At 68.9% G+C, this 21,901-nt stretch carries 16 protein-coding genes; 4 read left to right on the forward strand and 12 right to left on the reverse strand.

Annotated features, from left to right (window positions below; genetic code table 11):
* The first annotated feature begins 69 nt into the window (after positions 1–69).
* Positions 70–1,617 (forward strand): MFS transporter, encoded by a 1,548-nt coding sequence (locus tag ACZ39I_RS38800; protein ID WP_467250015.1) that lies wholly within the window; start codon positions 70–72, stop codon positions 1,615–1,617.
* Positions 1,618–1,892: 275 nt separating this feature from the next.
* On the opposite strand, the gene ACZ39I_RS38805 is transcribed toward ACZ39I_RS38800, so the two are convergent.
* From ACZ39I_RS38805 to ACZ39I_RS38820, 4 genes are all read right to left on the reverse strand, one after another.
* Entirely contained in the window at positions 1,893–2,798 is a 906-nt protein-coding gene (locus ACZ39I_RS38805) for an ADP-ribosylglycohydrolase family protein (protein ID WP_467250017.1), read from the reverse strand.
* A gap of 12 nt (positions 2,799–2,810) precedes the next feature.
* Complete coding sequence (locus tag ACZ39I_RS38810) at positions 2,811–3,470, reverse strand: histidine phosphatase family protein (RefSeq protein ID WP_352382350.1); 660 nt, start codon at positions 3,468–3,470, stop codon at positions 2,811–2,813.
* Between the two features lie 125 nt (positions 3,471–3,595).
* Complete coding sequence (locus ACZ39I_RS38815) at positions 3,596–3,985, reverse strand: hypothetical protein (protein WP_467250019.1); 390 nt, start codon at positions 3,983–3,985, stop codon at positions 3,596–3,598.
* A gap of 43 nt (positions 3,986–4,028) precedes the next feature.
* Complete coding sequence (locus ACZ39I_RS38820) at positions 4,029–4,634, reverse strand: YdbC family protein (RefSeq protein WP_352382354.1); 606 nt, start codon at positions 4,632–4,634, stop codon at positions 4,029–4,031.
* A 121-nt stretch (positions 4,635–4,755) separates the two neighbouring features.
* Between ACZ39I_RS38820 and ACZ39I_RS38825 the strand changes: the two genes are divergently transcribed.
* Positions 4,756–5,307 (forward strand): TerD family protein, encoded by a 552-nt coding sequence (locus tag ACZ39I_RS38825; RefSeq protein ID WP_467250021.1) that lies wholly within the window; start codon positions 4,756–4,758, stop codon positions 5,305–5,307.
* A gap of 4 nt (positions 5,308–5,311) precedes the next feature.
* Here the strand turns inward: ACZ39I_RS38825 and ACZ39I_RS38830 are convergent, their stop codons facing one another.
* The 3 genes from ACZ39I_RS38830 to nrdR all read right to left on the reverse strand — a co-directional run bounded on the left by ACZ39I_RS38830 (position 5,312) and on the right by nrdR (position 9,799).
* A complete protein-coding gene (locus ACZ39I_RS38830) occupies positions 5,312–6,019 on the reverse strand; it encodes a DUF6215 domain-containing protein (RefSeq protein ID WP_467250023.1) in 708 nt (235 codons plus the stop codon).
* 143 nt (positions 6,020–6,162) lie between these two features.
* Entirely contained in the window at positions 6,163–9,063 is a 2,901-nt protein-coding gene (locus tag ACZ39I_RS38835; protein ID WP_467250025.1) for a vitamin B12-dependent ribonucleotide reductase, read from the reverse strand.
* A gap of 157 nt (positions 9,064–9,220) precedes the next feature.
* The gene (gene nrdR, locus ACZ39I_RS38840) at positions 9,221–9,799 is read right to left on the reverse strand and encodes a transcriptional regulator NrdR (protein WP_352382361.1); all 579 of its coding nucleotides are present in this window, start codon (positions 9,797–9,799) and stop codon (positions 9,221–9,223) included.
* Between the two features lie 561 nt (positions 9,800–10,360).
* On the opposite strand from nrdR, the gene lexA reads away from it, so the two are divergent.
* Positions 10,361–11,140 carry a transcriptional repressor LexA gene (gene lexA / locus ACZ39I_RS38845; protein ID WP_352382363.1) on the forward strand — a complete coding sequence of 260 codons (780 nt, stop codon included), beginning with the start codon at positions 10,361–10,363 and terminating at the stop codon, positions 11,138–11,140.
* A 141-nt stretch (positions 11,141–11,281) separates the two neighbouring features.
* Here the strand turns inward: lexA and ACZ39I_RS38850 are convergent, their stop codons facing one another.
* The 4 genes from ACZ39I_RS38850 to ACZ39I_RS38865 form a co-directional block, all read right to left on the reverse strand.
* Positions 11,282–13,300 (reverse strand): ATP-dependent DNA helicase, encoded by a 2,019-nt coding sequence (locus tag ACZ39I_RS38850; protein ID WP_467250028.1) that lies wholly within the window; start codon positions 13,298–13,300, stop codon positions 11,282–11,284.
* Between the two features lie 325 nt (positions 13,301–13,625).
* Positions 13,626–14,426, reverse strand: coding sequence for a GNAT family N-acetyltransferase (locus tag ACZ39I_RS38855; protein WP_467250030.1), 801 nt, complete (start codon positions 14,424–14,426; stop codon positions 13,626–13,628).
* A 36-nt stretch (positions 14,427–14,462) separates the two neighbouring features.
* A complete protein-coding gene (locus ACZ39I_RS38860; protein ID WP_467250032.1) occupies positions 14,463–16,385 on the reverse strand; it encodes an IucA/IucC family protein in 1,923 nt (640 codons plus the stop codon).
* Positions 16,386–16,956: 571 nt separating this feature from the next.
* The gene (locus tag ACZ39I_RS38865) at positions 16,957–18,549 is read right to left on the reverse strand and encodes a diaminobutyrate--2-oxoglutarate transaminase family protein (RefSeq protein ID WP_467250034.1); all 1,593 of its coding nucleotides are present in this window, start codon (positions 18,547–18,549) and stop codon (positions 16,957–16,959) included.
* A 404-nt stretch (positions 18,550–18,953) separates the two neighbouring features.
* Here ACZ39I_RS38865 and ACZ39I_RS38870 point away from each other — a divergent pair, with 404 nt between their 5' ends.
* Positions 18,954–20,183: a trypsin-like serine peptidase gene (locus tag ACZ39I_RS38870; protein WP_467250035.1), complete on the forward strand. Its 1,230-nt coding sequence runs from the start codon at positions 18,954–18,956 to the stop codon at positions 20,181–20,183.
* 135 nt (positions 20,184–20,318) lie between these two features.
* Here ACZ39I_RS38870 and hflX read toward each other — a convergent pair whose 3' ends face one another.
* A complete protein-coding gene (gene hflX, locus ACZ39I_RS38875) occupies positions 20,319–21,815 on the reverse strand; it encodes a GTPase HflX (RefSeq protein ID WP_352382373.1) in 1,497 nt (498 codons plus the stop codon).
* Positions 21,816–21,901 lie beyond the last annotated feature (86 nt).

Here is a 21,901-nt window from a genome sequence, read left to right on the forward strand (position 1 = left end):
TGGGGACTCACTACCGTTGACGCAACAGTGAACGCGACCGTTCACTAAAACGCTTGTGGGGGACCCATAGTGACTACCTCTCAATTGATCAAGGATCAGAAACCAGGTGCGGCCCGCCGGGAGGGGCGACCCGGCATCGCGCTCGCCGTCATCGCTGCATGCCAACTCATGGTGGTACTCGACGCGACGATTGTGAACATCGCACTGCCGCACATTCAAGACGCTCTCAAGTTCAGCACCACCGACCTCACATGGGTCGTCAGCGCCTACACGCTCACCTTCGGCGGCCTGCTCCTTCTGGGCGGCCGCGCGGGTGACATCCTCGGGCGCCGCCGGGTCTTCATGACCGGAATCCTGCTGTTCACCTTCGCCTCCCTGCTCGGCGGTCTCGCCCAGGAGCCCTGGCAGTTGCTGGCCGCCCGTGTCCTGCAGGGCGTGGGCGGCGCGATCGCGTCGCCGACTTCGCTGGCGCTGATCACCACCACTTTCCCCGAAGGACCCGAGCGGAACCGGGCCTTCGGCGTCTTCGCCGCCGTCTCCGCGGGCGGCGGTGCCATAGGTCTGCTGGCGGGAGGCATGCTCACCGAGTGGCTCGACTGGCGATGGGTGCTCTTCGTCAACGTGCCGATCGGCGTGCTGATCGCCGTACTCACCCCGCTCTACATCAGCGAGTCCGCGAAGCACAGCGGCCGCTTCGATATCGCGGGCGCCCTGACCTCCACGGGTGGCATGGCCCTGCTGGTCTACGGCTTCATCCGCGCCGCCGACGAGGGTTGGCGGGACAACCTGACCATCGGGTCCTTCGGCATCGCCGTGGTACTCCTGCTCGCCTTCGCGTTCATCGAGTCGCGCGCCAAGGAACCGATCACCCCCCTGCGGATGTTCGCCGACCGCAACCGCTCGGGCACGTACGTGATCATGCTGAGTCTCGCTGCCGCGATGTTCGGCATGTTCTTCTACATCGTGCTCTTCGTCCAGAACGTCCTGGACTACAGCCCGATCGAGGCCGGTCTCGCCTTCCTGCCCGTGACCGTCGTCATCGCGCTGGGCGCGGGTCTGTCGCAGCGCTTCCTGCCGGTGCTCGGCCCCAAGCCGTTCATGCTCACGGGTTCGGCGCTCGCGTTGACCGGGCTCGCCTGGCAGGCCCTCATCAGTTCCGACAGCTCCTACGCCGGTGGAGTCCTCGGCCCCATGCTGATCTTCGGCTTCGGCATGGGCCTGAACTTCGTGACGCTGACGATCACTGCGGTCTCCGGTGTGGCCCAGCACGAGGCCGGCGCGGCCTCCGGGCTGCTCAACGCCACGCAGCAAGTGGGAGGTTCGCTGGGTCTGTCCATCCTGACGACGGTCTTCGGATCGGCCAGCAGGGACGAGGCGGAGAAGCAGTTGCCGCATTTCATGGCCGACGGTTCGGCGGAGCAGAAGGCAGAGTTCGCCAAGACGCACCAGCTGCCCGCCCCGTGGGGACACGAAGTACTCGCCCAAGGCATCTCGTCGGGGTTCGTGGCGGCCGCCTCGATGGCCGTACTCGCCCTGGTCAGCGCCTCGTTGGTGATCAAGGTCCGTAAGAGCGACCTGGAGGCACTCGCCGGCACGGCGGGTCCGGGGCTCGGCTGATGGAGCCGGGCTCTCGATGAGCCGCGGACGGCCGGACCGGGTCCGGGGGATCGACGGCGAGGACGACGGTCCGGCCATCCGCATCAGAAGAACCGCGCACAGCAGGGCGAGCAGCGCCAACCACCCCATGACCACACCCGCCCCTCTCACACGCCTTGTGCGTGCACCGGCCCATCCGCCGCACGGCAACTGTCACGACAACGAGCATCCGGTTACGCAGAGTTCCCGACATGCACAGAGAGTTTCGACGGTGTTGTGCCGGCCCGGCAAGAGCGCTACGCCGGCACCTGCAACCACTCGGGAAACGCCTCGGTCCGGCGCACCCACTCCGAGGGCGGCGTCCCGGCCTTGCCCCCGGCGATCACACCGCCCACGATGGCGCAGGTCGTGTCCACGTCACCGCCGACCTGCGCGGTCGTCCAGAACGCCTCTTCGTAGTCGTCCAGGGACCGGGCGGCGGACCAGATCGCGAACGGCACCGTGTCGTGGGCCGTCGTACGGCGCCCACAGCCCAGCACGGCCGCCACGGTGGAGGCGTCGGCGTAGTCGAGCATGTCGCGGGCCCGCCGCAGCCCGGCGCCGACGGCACTCTTCGGGACGAGCGCGATGACACCGTCCAGAAGCGCGTCAGGACTGGGTGGACCGCTGGGAGCTGCGGCCAGCGCGGCGGCCGCGGCAACGGCCATGGCGCCGACGACGGCCTCGCGGTGCTGATGTGTGGGGTACGCCGAGATCTCCGCCTGGTGGGTCGCCTGTTCCGGATCGTCGGCGTAGAAGGCCCCGAGGGGCGGGATGCGCATCGCCGCGCCGTTGCCCCAGGAACCCTGGCCGTTGAAGAGGGCCGCGGCGAGTTCACGCCAGTCACCGCCCTCGCGGACCAGCCGCAGCAGTCGGTTGACGGCGGGGCCATAGCCCCGGTCGAAGTCGTGGTGTTCGGCGAAGGAGTGAGCCAGGGCGTCCTGGTCGACGCGATGGTGGGCGGCCAGGACGGCCACGACCGAGCAGGCCATTTCGGTGTCGTCCGTCCACTGCCAGTGGCCGGGCGGCAGCTCGCGGTTCTTCAGCAGGGGGTAGTTCACCGGTACGAAGAACTGCGAGCCCAGCGCGTCTCCCACGGCCAGGCCACGCAGACTGTCCAGGGCGCGGTGCAGACGCGCTTCGGGTGAGGAGTCAGGGGTCATCGGTCTGCCACTCTAATCGGTGATCCCGTACGGCTGCGGCTCGCGCCAGCGCCCAAAGGGCCGGTCCAGGGCGTACTTGCCGTCGTCCCCGAGAACGAGCATCCGCATCTCGGCGTTCCCCGGATTCGACAGCGACTCGAATTCGGCGACCGTCCAGTGGAACCAGCGCATGCAGAACAGCCGCATGGCCAGGCCGTGCGTCACGATCAGGACGTTCGGCGGGTGGTCGGGCGCCTCGAAGCTGCGGAACAGGCTCTCCAGGAAGCCACCGACACGGTCGTACACGTCGGCCCCGGACTCGCCCTGGGCGAACCGGTAGAAGAAGTGCCCGTAGGCGTCGCGGTACGCCTTCTGGAGACGTACGTCGTCGCGGTCCTGCCAGTTTCCCCAGTCCTGCTCCCGCAGCCGGGGTTCCTCGCGCACCCGTATGAGTTCGGGATCCAGATGAAAGGCGCGCAGGGTCTCGTGCGTACGACGGTAGGGAGAGACGTACACACTGACGCGTTCGCGGCCCAGCACCTCTCGCACCCGTTTTCCGGTCTCCTCCGCCTGCCGCCAGCCTCGTTCGGTCAGGGCCAGGGCGTGGTCGGGCTCGCGTTCATACACGGTGTCATCAACATTGCCCGTTGACTCCCCGTGCCGGACAAGGATGATTCGCCGCGGTCGTGCCATGCCAAGACCCTAGATCGGGTGAGGGCGTATCGAGGACTCGTACGGGCTCCATACGGCGTAGGTCACACATTTCCCACACCATCGACCGCCCGCCTGGATGATCAAGACGCGGTGGCAGCGGGCGGTCAGGCGTCAGGGTCGACCTCGGGGTGTGTGAACCGCACGGGCTTGCCCAGCGACCGGGCGTAGGCGATTTCGGCTCGGGTGCTGTCTCCGATGTAGTCGCCGACCACGAGCACCTCATCAGCGAGCCGGATCTTCGCCCGGTGCAGATCGTCGAGTCGCCCCTTCAGCACCTCGGCCTCGACAGGATCGGACCAGAGTTCGTGCGGCGACTTCATGTCACAGCCCGGTTTGACGACGATCTTTCCGGCTGCGGTCTCCCGCAGATCGGCCTCGGTCATCTCGGCCATGAAGCGGGTGGAGCCGCAGATCACGACGATACGCGGGAGGTTCAACAGCTTCTTCGCGTCGGCGAGCTTTTTCTCGGGGGTGAGCAGACGCGGGTACGACACTGATTTCTCCTGGTGGTGTGGTCCAAGGGGTACCTGCGGAGTTTCACACCGTCCAGGCAGGTTCGAGGTCCAGGATGTCGCCCGTGAGCGCGGCGACATCGGTCTCGGTCTGGGCCCTCAGGGCGAGCCGTTCCACACGTTCGGTGCGGTACTTGCCGTGCTCGGCGGCCGAGCGCCACATCGAGAGCACGAGGAACTCGTGGCCGGGGGCCTCGCCGAACAGGCCGCGGATCATCCCTGGCGAACCCGCCATCGCCGGATTCCAGACCTTCTCCTGCATGAGGGAGAAGTGCTCCGCGCGCTCCTCGTGGACGCGGCAGTGGGCGAACCGCACCAGATCGGCGTCGGTGAAGCGGGGCTCGAAGCCCGTCTTCACGTCGAAGCGGTAGTCGAACAGCTTGACCTGGATGTCCTTGAACGTGCCTGACTGGGCCGCCGCGAGCCGGTCGTGGGAACGCGCCATGAAGGAGTCGTAGAAGGAACGGCTCTCCCAGAAGGAGAAGATGTGCGCCACACCCTGCCGCCCCCGGCTCCAGCCTCCGCCCTGTCCCCGAAACCCCGGCTCTCCCAGAAGCCCCGCCCACTTTCGCTGCCCCCGCTCGAACCCGCGGCGGTCCACCACGGTGCAGCGAATCCACTTGACCAGCACCGCGCCATGGTAAGGCCACGGAGCGTGGCGCCGGTCACTCTCGGCGGCAGAGCAGGCCCCCAAGTGTCCGACCCACGTGGCAGGATGGACAACACGTCTTGCCCGACCGGCAGTTCGGGCCGTGGACACAGGGGGAAGGGGAATTCCGGTGAGCGGCATCAACAAGGGGATCCGCAAGGTCGAGGTCGCGCTCAAGTGGGATCCGAGTCCGGCGGGGCAGCCGCCCACCGACCTGGACATCGTCGCGGCGACCTATGTCGCGGGCGATCCGTACGGCGATCCCGCCTATGTGGTGCACTTCGACAGCCGCTCCCCCGACGGCACCATCTATCTCAACCGGGACAGCAAGGACGGCAAGGGCTTCGGCTGGGACGAGGTCATGACCCTCGAACTCGACCGGCTGGACGCCCGGTACACGCGCGTGGTCGTCGGCGCCGTCATCCAGCAGCGCTCCGCGCACCGCACCTTCGTCGGCGTGCTCAACCCGGGTCTGCGTATACGAGAGGGCTACACGGTCCTGGCCGAGGACGACTTCGGCAGCGTCCTCGGCGCCACGGCCGCGAGAGTCGGGGAGTTCGTCCGTCAGGAATCCGGTACCTGGGACTTCCATCCCGGAATCAAGGGCTTCGAGGACGACCCCGCCACGTTCACCCGGAGCATGGGACGGGCGTGACGCGTCAGCCGGCGGTCCAGCCCGGGACCGTCGGCAGCACCGTCTCGGCGACGCGGAACAACGCGAGGTCATCGGGTACGACGTCGTCCTGACGCCAGATGGAGACCTCGTAGTAGCCACCGCCGTCCTTGGTGTCCTTGGCGACCAGCAGACTCCGGGCGATACCTCCGGGACCGGAGTCGACCTTGCCGCCACCGAGATCGAACTTGAGGGCGATGGTCCGGTCCGAGTAGAGGACCGCCGGATGTCCGCCTATCGTCCTGCTCTCCGCGGTACTTCCCAGGAAGGCCGCCATCTCGGACACCGGAATGTCGTCGTCGGACGTCGAGAGCTTCACGGAGTAGCTGGGCAGCTGCACCTCCGCCTCGGGTGTGACGGTCTTGGTGCCGTCGGCCCAGTTGCTCATGCTCTCGTTGCCGCTGGCGGTCATCGCGTACTCCGTCGGCGTACCGAGCAGCGTAGGCAGGTCCGCACGGTTCAGGGCTCTGCACAACTGCTCCCCTGAGGCGGGCTTCGACGGCCGGGCGCCGTCCGACGCATCACACACGGCCGGCTTGGGGTCGCCGGACTCCTGCTGAAAGGTCCCTGACAACAAAAGAGCGGCGAGTCCCCCGACCAACACCAGTGCCGCTATGCCCTGGCCCCACCCGTTCGAGCCCTTCTCGGGCTGCCTCACGCCCTCCGCGACAGCGGCAATCTGCTGCTCAGCCATGTTCCCCGTGTCCCCCACCCTGCCGTCGCGCCGGTCGTGCGCTGGGGGAGCCTAACGTGTGATCGTACCGTGGAGAAACGGAAAAAGCCGAAGGCGGTGCGGTCGATGTCCGACCGCACCGCCCTCTGGACGGCTGACTCAGATCAGCTGCAACCGCTGGTCGAGCCGCAGCCCTCGCAGATGTAGCAGGAACCAGCCCGCTGCATCTTCGTACCGCAGGAGAAGCACAGCGGAGCGTCGGCCTGGATGCCCAGCTGCATCTCCACCAGCTCGGCGCTGGTGTGCGCCTGCTGCGGGGCGGGCTTGACCGCCTCGACCTCGGCCTTCGGCGTGACGACCGCCTTCAGCTCCTGAGCGCGCGGCGCCGACTGGGCAAGCCCCTCGACGTCGACCTCCTCCTCGGTCGGCTCGTAGGAGCCGGTCTCAAGGTGGCGCTGACGCTCCTCGGCGGAGTGGATGCCGAGCGCGGAGCGGGTCTCGAAGGGCAGGAAGTCGAGCGCCAGGCGGCGGAAGATGTAGTCGACGATCGACTGCGCCATCCGCACGTCCGGGTCGTCCGTCATGCCGGCCGGCTCGAAGCGCATGTTGGTGAACTTCGAGACGTACGTCTCCAGCGGCACGCCGTACTGGAGACCGACGGAGACCGCGATCGAGAAGGCGTCCATCATGCCCGCGAGAGTCGAGCCCTGCTTGGACATCTTCAGGAAGACCTCACCGAGACCGTCGTCCGGGTAGGAGTTGGCGGTCATGTACCCCTCGGCACCGCCGACCGTGAAGGACGTCGTGATGCCGGGACGGCCCTTGGGGAGGCGCTTGCGGACCGGGCGGTACTCGATGACCTTCTCGACCGTCTCGCGGATGGTCGCCTCGGCCTTCTCCGTGACCTCGACCTTCTCCTTCTCCTTGGTCTTCGCGGAGAGGGGCTGGCCGACCTTGCAGTTGTCGCGGTAGATGGCGAGCGCCTTGACACCCATCTTCCAGGCCTCGAAGTAGACCTCTTCGACGTCCTCGACGGTCGCCGTCTCCGGCAGGTTGACCGTCTTGGAGAGCGCGCCGGAGATCCAGGGCTGGATCGCGGCCATCATGCGGACGTGGCCCATCGCGGAGATGGAACGCTCGCCCATGGCGCAGTCGAAGACCTCGTAGTGCTCGTGCTTGAGGCCGGGCGCGTCGATCACATTGCCGTTCTCGGCGATGTGGGCGACGATCGCCTCGATCTGCTCCTCCTGGTAGCCCAGGCGACGCAGGGCCTGCGGGACGGTGCCGTTGACGATCTGCATCGAGCCGCCGCCGACCAGCTTCTTGAACTTGACCAGCGCGAGGTCGGGCTCAAGACCGGTGGTGTCGCAGGACATCGCGAGACCGATGGTGCCGGTCGGAGCGATGACGGACGCCTGGGCGTTACGGAAACCGTTCTTCTCACCGAGACGCAGCACGTCCTGCCAGGCCTCCGTGGCGGCGGCCCAGATCGGCGTGTCCAGGTCGTCCATGCGGACGGCCTTGGTGTTCTCGTCGGAGTGCTGCTTCATGACACGCAGGTGCGGCTGCGCGTTGCGGGCGTAGCCGTCGTACGGGCCGACGACCGCGGCCAGTTCGGCGGACCGCTTGTACGACGTGCCGGTCATCAGGGAGGTGATGGACCCGGCGAGGGCCCGGCCGCCATCGGAGTCGTACGCGTGGCCGGTCGCCATCAGCAAGGCGCCGAGGTTGGCGTAACCGATGCCGAGCTGGCGGAACGCGCGCGTGTTCTCACCGATCTTCTGCGTCGGGAAGTCCGCGAAGCAGATGGAGATGTCCATCGCGGTGATGACGAGCTCGACGACCTTGGCGAAGCGCTCGACCTCGAAGGACTGGTTGCCCTTGCTGTCGTCCTTGAGGAACTTCATGAGGTTCAGCGAGGCGAGGTTGCAGGACGTGTTGTCCAGGTGCATGTACTCGCTGCAAGGGTTCGAGCCGTTGATACGGCCGGACTCCGGGCAGGTGTGCCAGCGGTTGATGGTGTCGTCGTACTGGATGCCCGGGTCGGCGCAGGCCCAGGCGGCCTCGGCCATCTTGCGGAACAGCGCCTTGGCCTCGACCTCCTCGATGACCTCGCCGGTCATGCGGGACGTCAGACCGAACTTGCCGCCCTGCTCGACGGCCTTCATGAACGTGTCGTTCACGCGGACCGAGTTGTTGGCGTTCTGGTACTGGACGGACGTGATGTCGTCGCCGCCCAGGTCCATGTCGAAGCCCGCGTCGCGCAGGGCGCGGATCTTCTCCTCCTCCTTCACCTTGGTCTCGATGAAGTCCTCGATGTCGGGGTGGTCGACGTCGAGGATGACCATCTTGGCGGCACGGCGCGTGGCGCCACCCGACTTGATCGTTCCTGCGGAGGCGTCGGCACCGCGCATGAAGGAGACGGGACCCGAGGCGTTGCCGCCCGAGGACAGCAGTTCCTTGGAGGAGCGGATGCGGGAGAGGTTCAGGCCGGCGCCGGAGCCGCCCTTGAAGATCATGCCCTCTTCCTTGTACCAGTCGAGGATCGACTCCATGGAGTCGTCGACGGACAGGATGAAGCAGGCCGAGACCTGCTGCGGCTGGGGCGTGCCGACGTTGAACCAGACAGGGCTGTTGAAGCTGAAGATCTGGTGCAGGAGGGCGTACGCGAGCTCGTGCTCGAAGATCTCCGCGTCGGCGGGCGAGGCGAAGTACTTGTAGTCCTCGCCGGCCTTCCGGTACGTCTTCACGATGCGGTCGATGAGCTGCTTGAGGCTCACCTCGCGCTGGGGGGTGCCGACGGCACCGCGGAAGTACTTGCTGGTGACGATGTTGACCGCATTCACCGACCAGAAGTCGGGGAACTCGACGCCACGCTGCTCGAAGTTGACCGAGCCGTCGCGCCAGTTGGTCATGACGACGTCACGATGCGCCCATTCCACCTCGTCGTACGGGTGCACGCCGGGGGTGGTGTGGATGCGCTCGATGCGCAGGCCCTTGTTAGCAGCCGCCTTGGTGCCCTTGGCGCGGGAACTCCGTGCCGGACCGCTCGCCGTCTCTGTCATGCCGCCTCCCTGTACGGGCGAAAACGCCCTGAAGTGCCCCGTTGTTCCCGTGGCACGGTGTTCTGTCTGGTATTGCGGGCACCCACTCGCTACCGCCCGCAACAGGTCTTGGTTCGCCGCCGTCCGGCCGGCCCGGGGTCCCGGCCCGGCCCGCCGATCAGTCGGCGGCGCGGGCGGGCTCCGGGACTTGAGCAGTCCCTCCGGGCCCGCGATCGTCTTCCCGGCTCTCCACGACGGCCTCGTCGCCGTCCACAGCCTCACCGCGGTCCTCGTCGTCCGCGGCGGGGGGTCCCGTGTCTTCCCTCAGTTCCGCGATCGCGGCCTCGAAGTCATCGAGCGAGTCGAACGCCCGGTAGACGGAGGCGAATCGCAGATACGCGACGAGATCGAGCTCCTGCAACGGGCCGAGTATGGCCAGCCCCACGTCATGGGTGGTCAGCTCGGCGCTTCCGGTGGCCCGCACCGCCTCCTCGACCCGTTGGCCGAGTTGGGCGAGCGCGTCCTCGGTGACAGGCCGCCCCTGGCATGCCTTGCGCACACCGTTGATGACCTTGGTACGGCTGAAAGGCTCGGTGACCCCCGACCGCTTGACCACCATCAGCGAGCACGTCTCCACGGTCGTGAAACGACGGGAGCAGTCCGGACACTGGCGGCGCCTGCGGATCGACGTGCCGTCGTCGGTCGTACGACTGTCGACGACACGGCTGTCGGGGTGCCTGCAGAAGGGGCAGTGCATGAACTCCCAACCTCCCTCACAGCAGACTCAATAGCCCCGCTGAGCCCCATGGGCCCCTCGAAGCAGCCCCCAGCATAGGCGATCGCAGCGGGCGCGGAGACCCGGGGGACCACAACTTCTGGGCTGCTGTAGCAATCCAAGCACTACATGTAGGGATTGGCACGGCATACACGCCGTACACGTGTGTCGCGCCGGTATTGGCATGTGCCATACGACCGTCCCGGCGCCCGGCGCACACGACGCACAGCCGTATCGCTGCGACGCATGCGGAGATACCGTGGGCACCACAAGGAGGGGACGTGGGATTCCCGCACAGATGGGAGCCGCTACCCGGCCCACAGCGCACCAGGTGGCAGACTGGGGCAACAACCCGCGAGGTCGCCATCCGGCGGTGAAGAGTACAGCAATGGGCCCTTTTGTTCGGCGGCGGCGCGTTGGCCATACACCCAGACACATCATCGCGAAAGGCGATTCGCGATTTTTCACTCGAACGTGTGTTTGGCGCAACCTTTCGAAAGCAACTACCGTTGTCCAGCAGGGAGACCATCGAGAGGGGCCGACGTGACCACGACCGCAGACAGTGCCACCATCACTGCCCAGGACCGTTCCCAGGGCCGACTCGAGCCGGTGCATGCGATGAACGAAGCCGTGAATCCCGAGGGGCACAAGCGCTCCCTGCCGGGCCGACCTCCGGGCATCCGTGCGGACAGCTCGGGACTCACCGACCGGCAACGCAGGGTGATCGAGGTCATCAGGGACTCCGTGCAGCGGCGCGGCTACCCGCCGTCCATGCGGGAGATCGGCCAGGCGGTGGGGCTGTCCAGCACCTCGTCCGTCGCCCATCAGCTGATGGCACTGGAGCGCAAGGGCTTCCTGCGCCGCGACCCGCACCGCCCACGCGCCTACGAGGTGCGAGGCTCGGACCAGGGCGCCTCGGTGCAGCCCACGGACACCGCGGGCAAGCCGGCCGCGTCATACGTCCCGCTGGTGGGCCGGATCGCCGCCGGTGGGCCGATCCTCGCCGAGGAATCCGTCGAGGACGTGTTCCCCCTTCCCCGCCAGCTCGTCGGTGACGGTGAGCTGTTCGTGCTGAAGGTCGTCGGTGACTCGATGATCGAGGCCGCGATCTGCGACGGCGACTGGGTCACCGTGCGCCGCCAGCCCGTCGCCGAGAACGGCGACATCGTGGCCGCGATGCTCGACGGCGAGGCCACCGTCAAGCGCTTCAAGCGCGAGGACGGCCATGTCTGGCTCCTCCCCCACAACTCCGCGTACGAGCCGATCCCCGGCGACGACGCGACCATCCTCGGCAAGGTAGTCGCGGTTCTGCGGCGCGTCTGAGCACCGCGGCACACCTCGCCGACCCGACCGGGCCCCGGAACCCCTGCGCCGGTTCCGGGGCCCTGCGCTGTCCTGCCCCGGTGAGGATCGCCGCGCACCCCTGTTGGCCCTGACCCGGCGCGGGTCAGGGCCAACAGCCGTTCACGCGAGCTCCGCCTGGGCTTTCTCGGCTTCGGCGGCGAGCTCCGCCGCTTCCATGGCCTTCGCCGCCGCGTCGATCGCCGCCAGCGACTTCCGCACCTGATTACGGTCCGTGGTGTACCAGAAGTCGGGCAGTGACGCCTTCAGATAGCTGCCGTACCGCGCCGTGGCCAGCCGCTGATCCAGTACGGCGACCACACCACGGTCCCCCGAGGCCCGTACGAGGCGGCCGGCGCCCTGGGCCATGAGCAGGGCGGCGTGCGTGGCGGCGACCGCCATGAAGCCGTTGCCACCCGCTTCCTCCACGGCCTTCTGGCGGGCGCTCATCAGCGGGTCGTCGGGGCGCGGGAACGGGATCTTGTCCATGACGACCAGTTGGCAGCTGGGGCCGGGGACGTCGACGCCCTGCCAGAGCGACAGCGTGCCGAAGAGACAGGTCTTCGGGTCGGCCGCGAAGTTCTTGATCAGTTCGCCGAGGGTCTCCTCGCCCTGGAGGAGGATGGGGAACTCCGGGACACGGGAGCGCAGTTCCTCGGCGGCCAGCTGGGCAGCCCTCATGGAGGAGAAGAGCCCCAGGGTGCGGCCGCCGGCCGACTGGATGAGGTCGGTCAGTTCATCGAGCATGTCCCCGCGGTCGCCGTCGCGGGCGGGTCGCGAGAGGTGCTTGGCGACGTAGAGGATGCCCTGCCTCGGGTAGTCGAAGGGCGAACCGACGTCGAGGCCCCTCCACTTCGGCAGGTCGTCGCCCTCGGTCCCTTCCGGAGCGAGCCCCAAGGACGCTCCTACGCCGTTGAAGTCTCCGCCCAGCTTCAGGGTCGCCGAGGTCAGGACCACGGAGCGGTCCGCGAACAGCTTCTCTCTCAGCAGGCCCGACACCGACATGGGGGCCACACGCAGGGAGGCGCCGAAGCGGTCGTGACGCTCGTACCAGACGACGTCCCACTCCGAACCGTTGGTGATCCGCTCCGCCACGTCGTGCACCGCCTCCACGGAGGCCAGCGCCTGTTTGCGGACCGCGTCCTCGTCCTGGACCGACTTGTCGCGCGTCGCTCCGATCCCTGAGATGACCGTACGGGCGGCGTCGCGCAGAGCCATGAGCGCGTAGCCGAGGTCCTCCGGAATCTCTTCCAGTCGGCCGGGCAGGGCGAGCTCCATCAGCCGCTCAAAGCCCTCGGCCGCGGTCTGGAGCTGGTCGGCCGCCTTTTCGTTGACGAGTTTCGCGGCGCGGCGCACCGCGCGGTTGACCTGGCCGGGAGTGAGCTCGCCGGTGGCGACGCCGGTGACCCGGGAGACCAGCTCGTGCGCCTCGTCGACGATCAGTACTTCGTGCTGGGGAAGGACAGGGGCGCCTTCGATGGCGTCGATCGCGAGCAGCGCGTGGTTGGTGACGACGACCTCGGCGAGCTTGGCCCGCTCACGGGCCATCTCGGCGAAGCACTCGGCGCCGTAGGCGCACTTCGTCGCTCCCAGGCACTCGCGGGAGGACACGGAGATCTGCGCCCAGGCACGGTCGGACACACCCGGCGTGAGGTCGTCTCGGTCTCCGGTCTCGGTGTCCTGCGACCAGTCCCGCAGCCGCAGCAGATCCTGGCCCAGTCTGCTGGTGGGCGCGGCGGCCTCGAACTGGTCGAAGAGGCCTTCTTCCTCGTCCTGCGGGACGCCTTCGTGGAGGCGGTGCAGACACAGATAGTTCGACCGGCCCTTGAGCATCGCGAACTCCGGGCGGCGGCGCAGCAGCGGGTGCAGCGCCTCGACCGTGCGCGGCAGGTCGCGCTCGACGAGCTGTCTCTGCAGAGCCAGGGTGGCCGTCGCGACGACGACCCGCTCCCCGTGGGCGAGCGCGGGCACGAGATAGCCCAGCGACTTTCCGGTACCGGTGCCGGCCTGTACCAGCAGGTGGGAACCGTCGTCGATCGCGTCCGCGACGGATTCGGCCATGGTCACCTGGCCGGGGCGCTCCATACCGCCGACGGCAGTGACGGCAGCATGCAGGAGTTCGGGGAGTGAGGGCTTCGTCATAGCGCGACCACCCTACGACTCGGCACTGACAAAGGGGTGATCAAGTCGGCGACGAGGGGTGGGATCAAGACCGGGAGCTCCTTGGAGGGGCAGCGGGGATGGGAGTCGGATGGGGTCGGATCGGCTCGCCCCCGTCCGGCTTCGGCCGGGCCCGGTTGGGTCGGGACCGAGTCCGATCCGACGGTGTCCGGAATTAATCGAGGTGCCGTGGGGGGAGGTGAGGCGGAAGCCGTGTGGTCCGGGGCGTCGGAAAAAAGTCGCGCGGCGGGTGGGAACCGACTCGGCGTGAGCGGTGTACCAAAAGTGATTGCGTGATGACGCGTCGCTACAGCAGACCGCGCAGAGATCGATCTCGGACCATGAGGGCCGCCCGCTTGTCGGGCAGGTCCACCTCGGCGGAGAAGCGGAATCCTGCGCTCAGGAAGGCGGTGACGGACGGGATGTTGCGAAGGTCGGGTTCCGCGATGACGCGGGCACAGGAGGGTCGCCTGTCGAGTACGAGATCGGCGACGGCTCTGAGAAGAGTGCTGCCGAGACCGCGCCCCCGATCGGTGACGGCGCCGATGAGGAGATGGATACCGGTGTCGTGCGGTCTGGCCGGATAGTGGCGGGCCAGCGGATCGAGGTCTGCCCGGTAGATCTCCCAGTAGCTCATCGGGGTGCCCTCCAACACCCCGAGGCAGGGAACGCTGCGTCCATCGTCGGCCAACTGGGACCGCAGGTGGTCCTCCGTGACGTTCTGGGGCCCGGCCAGCTCCCAGAACGCGGTCACGGCGGGGTCGTTCATCCAACGGCAGACGAGGGGAAGATCCCGCTCGACGCGTACGGGCACGAGGTGGAACACGCCCGCCGGGGTCGCGATCGGACCCCACTCGGCGACGCCGTCGAGCAGGTCGTAGCCAGGCGGGGTGAGTGAGTCGGGCGAGGCGGTGCTGTCGCCCGGGCTCTGTTGCCCGCTCTCCGCTCCGGCATCGGCATCGCCGGTGTCTACGACTGCGCCTGCTCCCGTCTCGAAGAGTGCGAGCAGTTCGTCCGGCAGACGGAGGTCCAGTGTGTCTTCGTGGTCGCTGCCGACGTCCGGTGAGGGGGCGGAAACGGCGTCGGCACTCGCGTCGGTGGGAGACACGACGCTCCTCTCAGGCGGCGGGGCGGGTCATGTTCCTCAGGAGTGAAGGGGGTTGGCGATGGTGACGTAGACGGACTGGGTGTCGACCGGGCCGACGAGTTCGTCCAGGCCGTGCACTCGGGTCAGCAGATTGGCCTTGCAGCGCAGGACGGGTGAGTCGAGCAGGCGGCCGGGGAGCGTGGTGCGCAGTCGGGTGGGTCCGGAGGTCACGGCGGCGAGGAAGCGGCGGAAGGCGGCGAGCAGCAGCCGTTCGTCGGCCAGGCGCTGGGAGCCGAACGCACCGATGAGGCCGAGGACGTTGTTGATGGCGAGGTAGTAGGCGAAACGCTCGTCGGTGACCTCGTCGGAGACGAAGGTGTCGCTTTGTGCGCCGATGCCGGGCAGCCGGGCGTCGAGTTCCGGCCTCCGGGACTCGCGGAAGTAGTAGCCCTGGTTGTCGCGGTAACGACCACCGACGGGCCAGCCGTCGTCGTCCAGCAGGACCAAGGTGTTCTGCTGGTGTGCCTCCAGCGCGATCCCTGCCTCTCCGTCGAGCCACAGCACCGGGCGGACGACGTGTTCCAGGTAGCGCAGGAACCACTCGGCGGCGACGGCGCCTCGGGGGCGGCCGGTGCGGGCGGCGAGGCCGGTGACGACCTCGGCCAGCCGGGACCGCCAGACCGGCCGGTCCGTGTCCGGGCGGTCCCCGGTGACGCCGGCTCGGGCGTGGGGGCGTGGTGAGACGAGTCCGGCGATGCAAGAGGCGTCGTGCGAGGGGCTGAAGGGGTTGTGCCGGATCACCACGTCGATGCCGGGGACGGGACTGCCGTCGAGTCCGTCGACGGCGAGCCAGGCCGGGTCGCGGACGATGTCGAACGCCGGGTGGGCCGCCTGCCACTCCCTGGACAGGCCTCTGCGCAGGAGCCGGTGCACCTCGACACCGCGGTGGAGTTCCTTGCGGAGGTTCTCGCGGCGGGAGTTGGTGATGCGCAGGCCCAGCGAGAGCTTGAGCATGGCGGGGGCGCCGGAGCGATGGACCGTGCGTACGGAGGAGGTGGGGTACCAAGGGGAACCATGGGTGCCCAGTTCCTGGAGCAGCCCGGTATCGAAGAGAGGGGCGGTCTCGGGGCGGTGCCGGACCTCGCGGAGTTGCCAGGGGTGCAGCGGAAGGGCTGTACGCCCGTCCGGCAGCGTCAGGTCGGGGCCGGCCAGGCGCTGGGTGAGGTGGGCGGCGGTAACGGGGCGGCCGCGTTCGGTCCAGGCCGAGTCGGTGGCAAGGAGAGAGGGGTCGACCGCGAGCCAATGCAGGCGGAAGGAGCCGCGCGATTCGGGTGAGTACAGGGCTGCTTCGGCTTCGGAGAGACCTTCGCGGCTCTTCGGGGCCGGGTGCAGAGGGTGGCCGAGGACGAGCGATTGTTCGGCGGTGAGGAAGAGGTCGGGGCCGTCGTCGGGGTCTTTGCGGCGCTCTTCGACGAAGGTGGCGGTGCGGCGGACGGAGTCGGCCACGCGGGCCACGAGCTCAGCACCGCCTGCGGAGGCGGGGGTCTGTGTCAGCGACTCACGGGTGAGCAGTGCTGCGACGGTGACTGCGTCGGCCGGCGGGGCTTGTGCGGGGGCGTTGGCGAGACGGGGAGGGCCGAAGCGGTGCCAGCCCGTCGGGGACCAGTAGTGGACGGGGACGAGGAGGGCTGTGCCGCTGGCGGGGAGGGGGATACGAAGGGTGCCGCTCGCGGGGGCGGTCAGGCCGGTCTCCCGGACCCAGCAGCGCAGCAGGTTCTCCGCGGTTGCGGCTTCGGCCACGGTGTGCGGGTCGGGGTGGTCCAGGGGGTCGGGCCGGTTCAGGGGATCCGGAGTGGCGCCGCGCAGGCTTTCCCGTTCGGGTGGCCCGCCCTGGGACGGCGTGTGGGCGGGGCGGGGGCGGCGCTGTGGGGAGGGGGCCGCGTCGGCGTAGCTGCGCGGGGGCGTGGGGGTGGTGTTCAAGTTCGGTGTTCCTCGGGGCGGTTCTGGCTGGGAGGGACTGCTGTCCGGTGGGTTGTGAGTCGTTGTTGTGCTGGGGCCGGGGCCGAGACCGGGCCAACGGTGAAGCTACGGTCAGGGCGGCTCGCTGGGGGTTGGTGAGGGATGAGCGGTCGAGTCGGATGGAGGTGAACGGTGCTCGGGAGGGAATAGGTGAGCAGTCGGCGTGATGGGAGCGGCCGTTGCGGGGTGCCCCTGAGCGGTGTGCGGCCCGGCATGTGGTGCAAGGGATGGTGGCTGCTGCGGGACTGGGCCGGAGTCCGGCTTCTGGCCTCGCCGAGAGTCCGACCCCAGCCTCAATTCCAGCTCCGACCCCAGCCGGCCTTCGACCCCGAGCCCGGCCCACGAGTCCCGCTCCGGCCCTAGCCCCGGCACGGCACGGCACGACCCCCAGCCCCAGGTGACCCTGTCACACCGGGTCCAGGAGGAGCAGTCAGTCCGATGCGGACCTGGCTGCGCGCCCCCAACTGCCTGGGCCGCTCCCGCCAACACGTCACCTTCCGCCACTCCTCCGGCCCACCCCGCCCCCCGGCAACTACCTGCTCCCCTCGCCCTGCCCGCGCCGTCGATGCTGCCGTTGTCCATCGCCACCGAGCCCGTGACCGTGGGCCACCGCTGCCACGGCGTCGGCGAGGCGGTCGAGGACGGCTGTCGCCTGTTCGTCGGTGATCGTCAGCGGCGGAAGCAGGCGGACGACGCTCGCGTGACGACCACCGAGCTCGACGATCAGGCCCCGCCGGAGGCACTCCCGCTGGACGGCGGCGGCAAGCTCCGGAGAGGCAGGGCGAGGAGACGGAATGACACCGGGCATCACCACGGCGTCCGCGCCACCGGCGCCACCCGGCCCGACCGGGTCCAACAGCTCGACGGACCCACCAACCACGGACCCACCAACCTCACCGAGTCCCCCGGACGCACCGACCCCCCACCCGTTGCCCTCACGCTCACTTTCACTCTCACCATCCGCCTCCACCATCTCGACCCCGATCATCAACCCCCGCCCCCGCACATCACCGATCACAGGAGACTCCCGTGCCAGCGACCGGAGTTGATCCAGCATCCGCGCCCCCAGCGTTGCCGCGCGCGCTGTGAGGTCGTTCTCGCGGACGTAGGCCATCGTGGCGGTGCCCGCGGCCATGGCGAGTTGGTTGCCGCGGAAGGTGCCCGCGTGGGCGCCGGGTTCCCAGACGTCGAGGTCGTCGCGGTAGACGATGACGGCGAGAGGCAGACTGCCGCCGATGGCCTTGGAGAGGACCATCACGTCCGGGGTGATGCCGCTGTGCTCCACGGCCCAGAAGGCGCCGGTGCGGCCCACTCCCGTCTGGACCTCGTCGGCGATGAGGGGGATCGAGCGGTCGGCCGTGATCCGGCGCATGCGCCGCATCCACTCGTCCGGGGCCGGAAGGACCCCGCCCTCGCCCTGGACGGGTTCGAGGATCATCGCGGCGGGCAGCGGCACCCCCGATTTGGGGTCGTCGAGGAGGGACTGCGTCCAGCGCGCGGCGAGTTCGGCACCGAGCGGACCACCGACCCCGAAGGGGCAGCGATAGTCCTGCGGATAGGGCAGCCGGGCGACCCGTACGTCGAGGGCGTCGCCGGACGCTTCGAGCGCGCCGGAGGTCATGCCGTGGTAGGCGCCGGCGAAGGCGAGCAGGCCGGTGCGGCCGGTCGCGGCGCGTACGAGCTTGAAGGCGGCCTCCACCGCGTCGGTGCCGGCCGGGCCGCAGAACTGCACGCGTGCGTGGCCGGCGAGCCCGGGAGGGAGGGTGCGGAACAGTTCGGTGATGAAGGCGTCCTTGACGGGGGTCGCGAGGTCGAGGACATGGAGGGGCGCGCCCGAGTCGAGGACTTTACGGATGGCTTCCAGGACGACGGGGTGGTTGTGTCCGAGGGCCAGTGTGCCGGCGCCCGAGAGGCAGTCGAGGTAGCGGCTGCCGTCGGCGCCCTCGATGGTCAGGCCGCGTGCGCGGACGGGGACGATCGGGAGGGCGCGGGCGTAGGTGCGCGCCGCCGACTCGCGGGCGGACTGGCGCCGCAGGATCCCCTCGTGCGCGGAGCGGTCCTGCGACGCTCTCGCGGCGTCGGGTCCCGCCGTGGCCTCGCCGGGTGCGGTGTCGGTCACGGCCATGGTTCTCCCGTCGTCGCGCTGTGCAGGGGCAAGCGGTTCCCTCACGGACTCACTCGCCCCGACATACGGAGTCCCGGGACCGTTTGCTCGACGTCTCGGCACATCGATGCCCCGACTGTCGGGAAGGCTCCGGGGATTGGGGCGTGGGGGACCGAACCGTCCGCTGGCAGCAAGCCCCCACCGCTACCAACCCCGGACCGATCACCGGGTTACGGGTGGTCTGAAGATCTTTGGCGTGACGGGACTGTTGCGATTCCGTCGAAACTCGCCCATAGCGGGCGCATAGTGTGTGTGATGCCGTTCCAAGGCCCGGTGCCGGAGGGCGAATTCGCGGAGTCGGGGGGCGTCTGCGGGAAGTCCCCAGTTCCGGTGCCGGGTTCGTCCACACCAGGGGGAGGCAGAGCATGCGATCCGAACCGCTGTCGTTGACGGCTCGCGGCGAACGCGTAGGGGGCGCGCGCCGCAGAACCTCCCCTGTGCTGGCCTCCGTGGCCCTCGCCTCGGTGCTGACTCTGACCTCCACCGGCTGCGGCTCCGGCGGTCCGGACGCGAACGCGCAGGCCTCCGCCTCCGCCACGTCCGAGGGAGACGGCAAGATCACGATCCCGGACGACATCAGGGACAGGCTCAAGGAGCACGGGATCGATGTGGACAAGTGGAAGAACGGCGCCTGGAAGGACTGGGACAGGGACGACTGGCTGCGCGAGGCCCAGGACTACGTCAACCCGATCATCGAGGGCCTGTGGGACCCGGAGCGGATGCGGAAGGCCGAGGATCCCGGCCGCGGTGTCCAGGAGAGCGACCTCTCGGGTGACCGGGGTGTGACCGACCCGGAACCCGCGCCGGTGGACGCGAAGGCCGTCTCGCCTACATACCACGACAACGTTCCCGAGGCGGGCAAGGTGTTCTTCGACTCCCCCCAAGGCACGATGGTCTGCTCGGCGACGGTAGTGGTGGACCCGGCCCACCCGGGCAGGTCCAACCTGGTGTGGACGGCGGGGCATTGTGTGCACGCGGGCAGGAGTGGCGGCTGGTACCGCAACATCGCGTTCGTGCCCTCGTACAACGACCGGGCCCTGTCGGCAGGGGAGTTGGCCGACGCGACCGAGGGCGAGCTCGCTCCGTACGGCGTCTGGTGGGCCGACTGGGCGGGGACCTCGGACCAGTGGATCGCACAGGGCGGTCCGACCGGCGGGGAGGGCGCCCCGTACGACTTCGCCGTCATCCATGTGACGCCGGAGGAGCGTGGCAGCAGGAAGTCGTTGGAGGAGACGGTCGGTTCGGCCCTGCCGGTGAACTTCGCCGGACCGGCGGTGCCGCGGGTGGAGAGCATCACGGTGGACGGGTATCCCGCGGCGGCGCCGTTCGACGGGGAGACGCTGTACCAGTGCCAGGACAGGCCGGGACGGCTGTCGATCAACGCCTCGGATCCGACGATGTACCGGATCGGCTGCACCATGACCGGTGGTTCGTCCGGCGGCGGCTGGGTCTCGACCGGCGCGGACGGGGAGCCGGCGCTGGTGTCCAACACCTCCATCGGCCCGGTGAACGCGGGCTGGCTGGCCGGGCCCCGGCTGGGTGAGGCGGCCGAGGGGGTGTACGACGCGGTCAGTCGGAAGTTCGCGGGGCAGTGAGGGCCCCCGGTGACTTCCGGCACCCAGACGACCACGACCTCCGGCACCCCGACGACCAGGACCGCCGGTGACCCGAACACGCTGAGAGGCCCGCCCCTTCTCGAAGGGACGGGCCTCTCAGGAGAGCTACGCCACTCAGGCCACAACCGGCACCGGCACGTACGGCGCCAGATCCGCGGCCAGTTCCTCGTGGACCCGCACCTTGAGCAGGGTGCCCTCCGCGGTGTGCTCCTCGGAGATCACCTCGCCCTCGTCATGGGCGCGGGCGACCAGCCTGCCGTGGGTGTACGGCACGAGCGCCTCGATCTCGACGGACGGCCTGGGCAGTTCGTTGTCGATCAGGGCCAGCAGCTCGGTGATGCCCTGGCCGGTACGGGCCGAGACCGCGATGGAGCGCTTCTCGATCCGCATCAGCCGCTGGAGCGTGAGCGGGTCGGCCGCGTCGGCCTTGTTGATCACGACGATCTCCGGCACGCCGGTGGCGCCGACATCCCTGATCACCTCGCGTACGGCGGCCAGCTGCTCCTCCGGGTCCGGGTGCGAGCCGTCCACCACGTGCAGGATCAGGTCGGACTCGCCGACCTCCTCCATGGTGGAGCGGAACGCCTCGACCAGGTGGTGCGGCAGGTGCCGTACAAAGCCGACGGTGTCGGCCAGCGTGTACAGACGGCCGCTCGGGGTCTCCGCCCGGCGGACGGTGGGGTCCAGGGTCGCGAACAGGGCGTTCTCGACCAGGACTCCTGCGCCCGTGAGGCGGTTGAGCAGGGAGGACTTGCCGGCGTTGGTGTAGCCCGCGATGGCGACCGAGGGCACCTTGTGGCGCTTGCGTTCCTGGCGCTTGATCTCGCGGCCGGTCTTCATGTCCGCGATCTCCCGGCGCATCTTCGCCATCTTCTCGCGGATCCGACGCCGGTCCGTCTCGATCTTGGTCTCACCGGGACCACGGGTGGCGAGGCCGCCGCCCTTGCCGCCGCCCATCTGACGGGACAGCGACTGGCCCCAGCCGCGGAGCCTCGGCAGCATGTACTGCATCTGCGCGAGCGCGACCTGCGCCTTGCCCTCTCGGGACTTGGCGTGTTGGGCGAAGATGTCGAGGATCAGGGCCGTACGGTCGATGACCTTGACCTTGACGACGTCTTCGAGGGCGATGAGCTGGCCGGGGCTGAGCTCGCCGTCGCAGATGACCGTGTCCGCGCCGGACTCGACGACGATGTCGCGCAGCTCCAGGGCCTTGCCGGAACCGATGAAGGTGGCCGCGTCGGGCTTGTCGCGGCGCTGGATCACGCCGTCGAGCACAAGCGCGCCCGCCGTCTCCGCGAGGGCGGCGAGCTCCGCGAGGGAGTTGTCGGCGTCCTGCGCGGTCCCCGTGGTCCAGACGCCGACGAGCACGACCCGCTCCAGACGAAGCTGGCGGTACTCGACCTCGGTGACGTCCTCGAGCTCGGTGGAGAGGCCGGCGACGCGGCGCAGGGCCGCGCGCTCGGAGCGGTCGAGCTGCTCGCCGTCCCGCTCTCCGTCGATCTCGTGGCTCCAGGCGACGTCCTCTTCCATCAGGGCATCGGCCCGAAGACCTTCGGCGTAGGTGTGCGCGAGGAACTGCGTGTCCTGGGAAGAGGATGAAGAGGAGGTCATTTGATCCTTACGTCGATGAGGATGCCGATTCGGCGGTCAAGTCATACAACGCACGAGTACCCCGGGAGATTCCCGCGTTCCGTGCC

It is taken from the genome of Streptomyces sp. NPDC024687 (assembly GCF_055559055.1).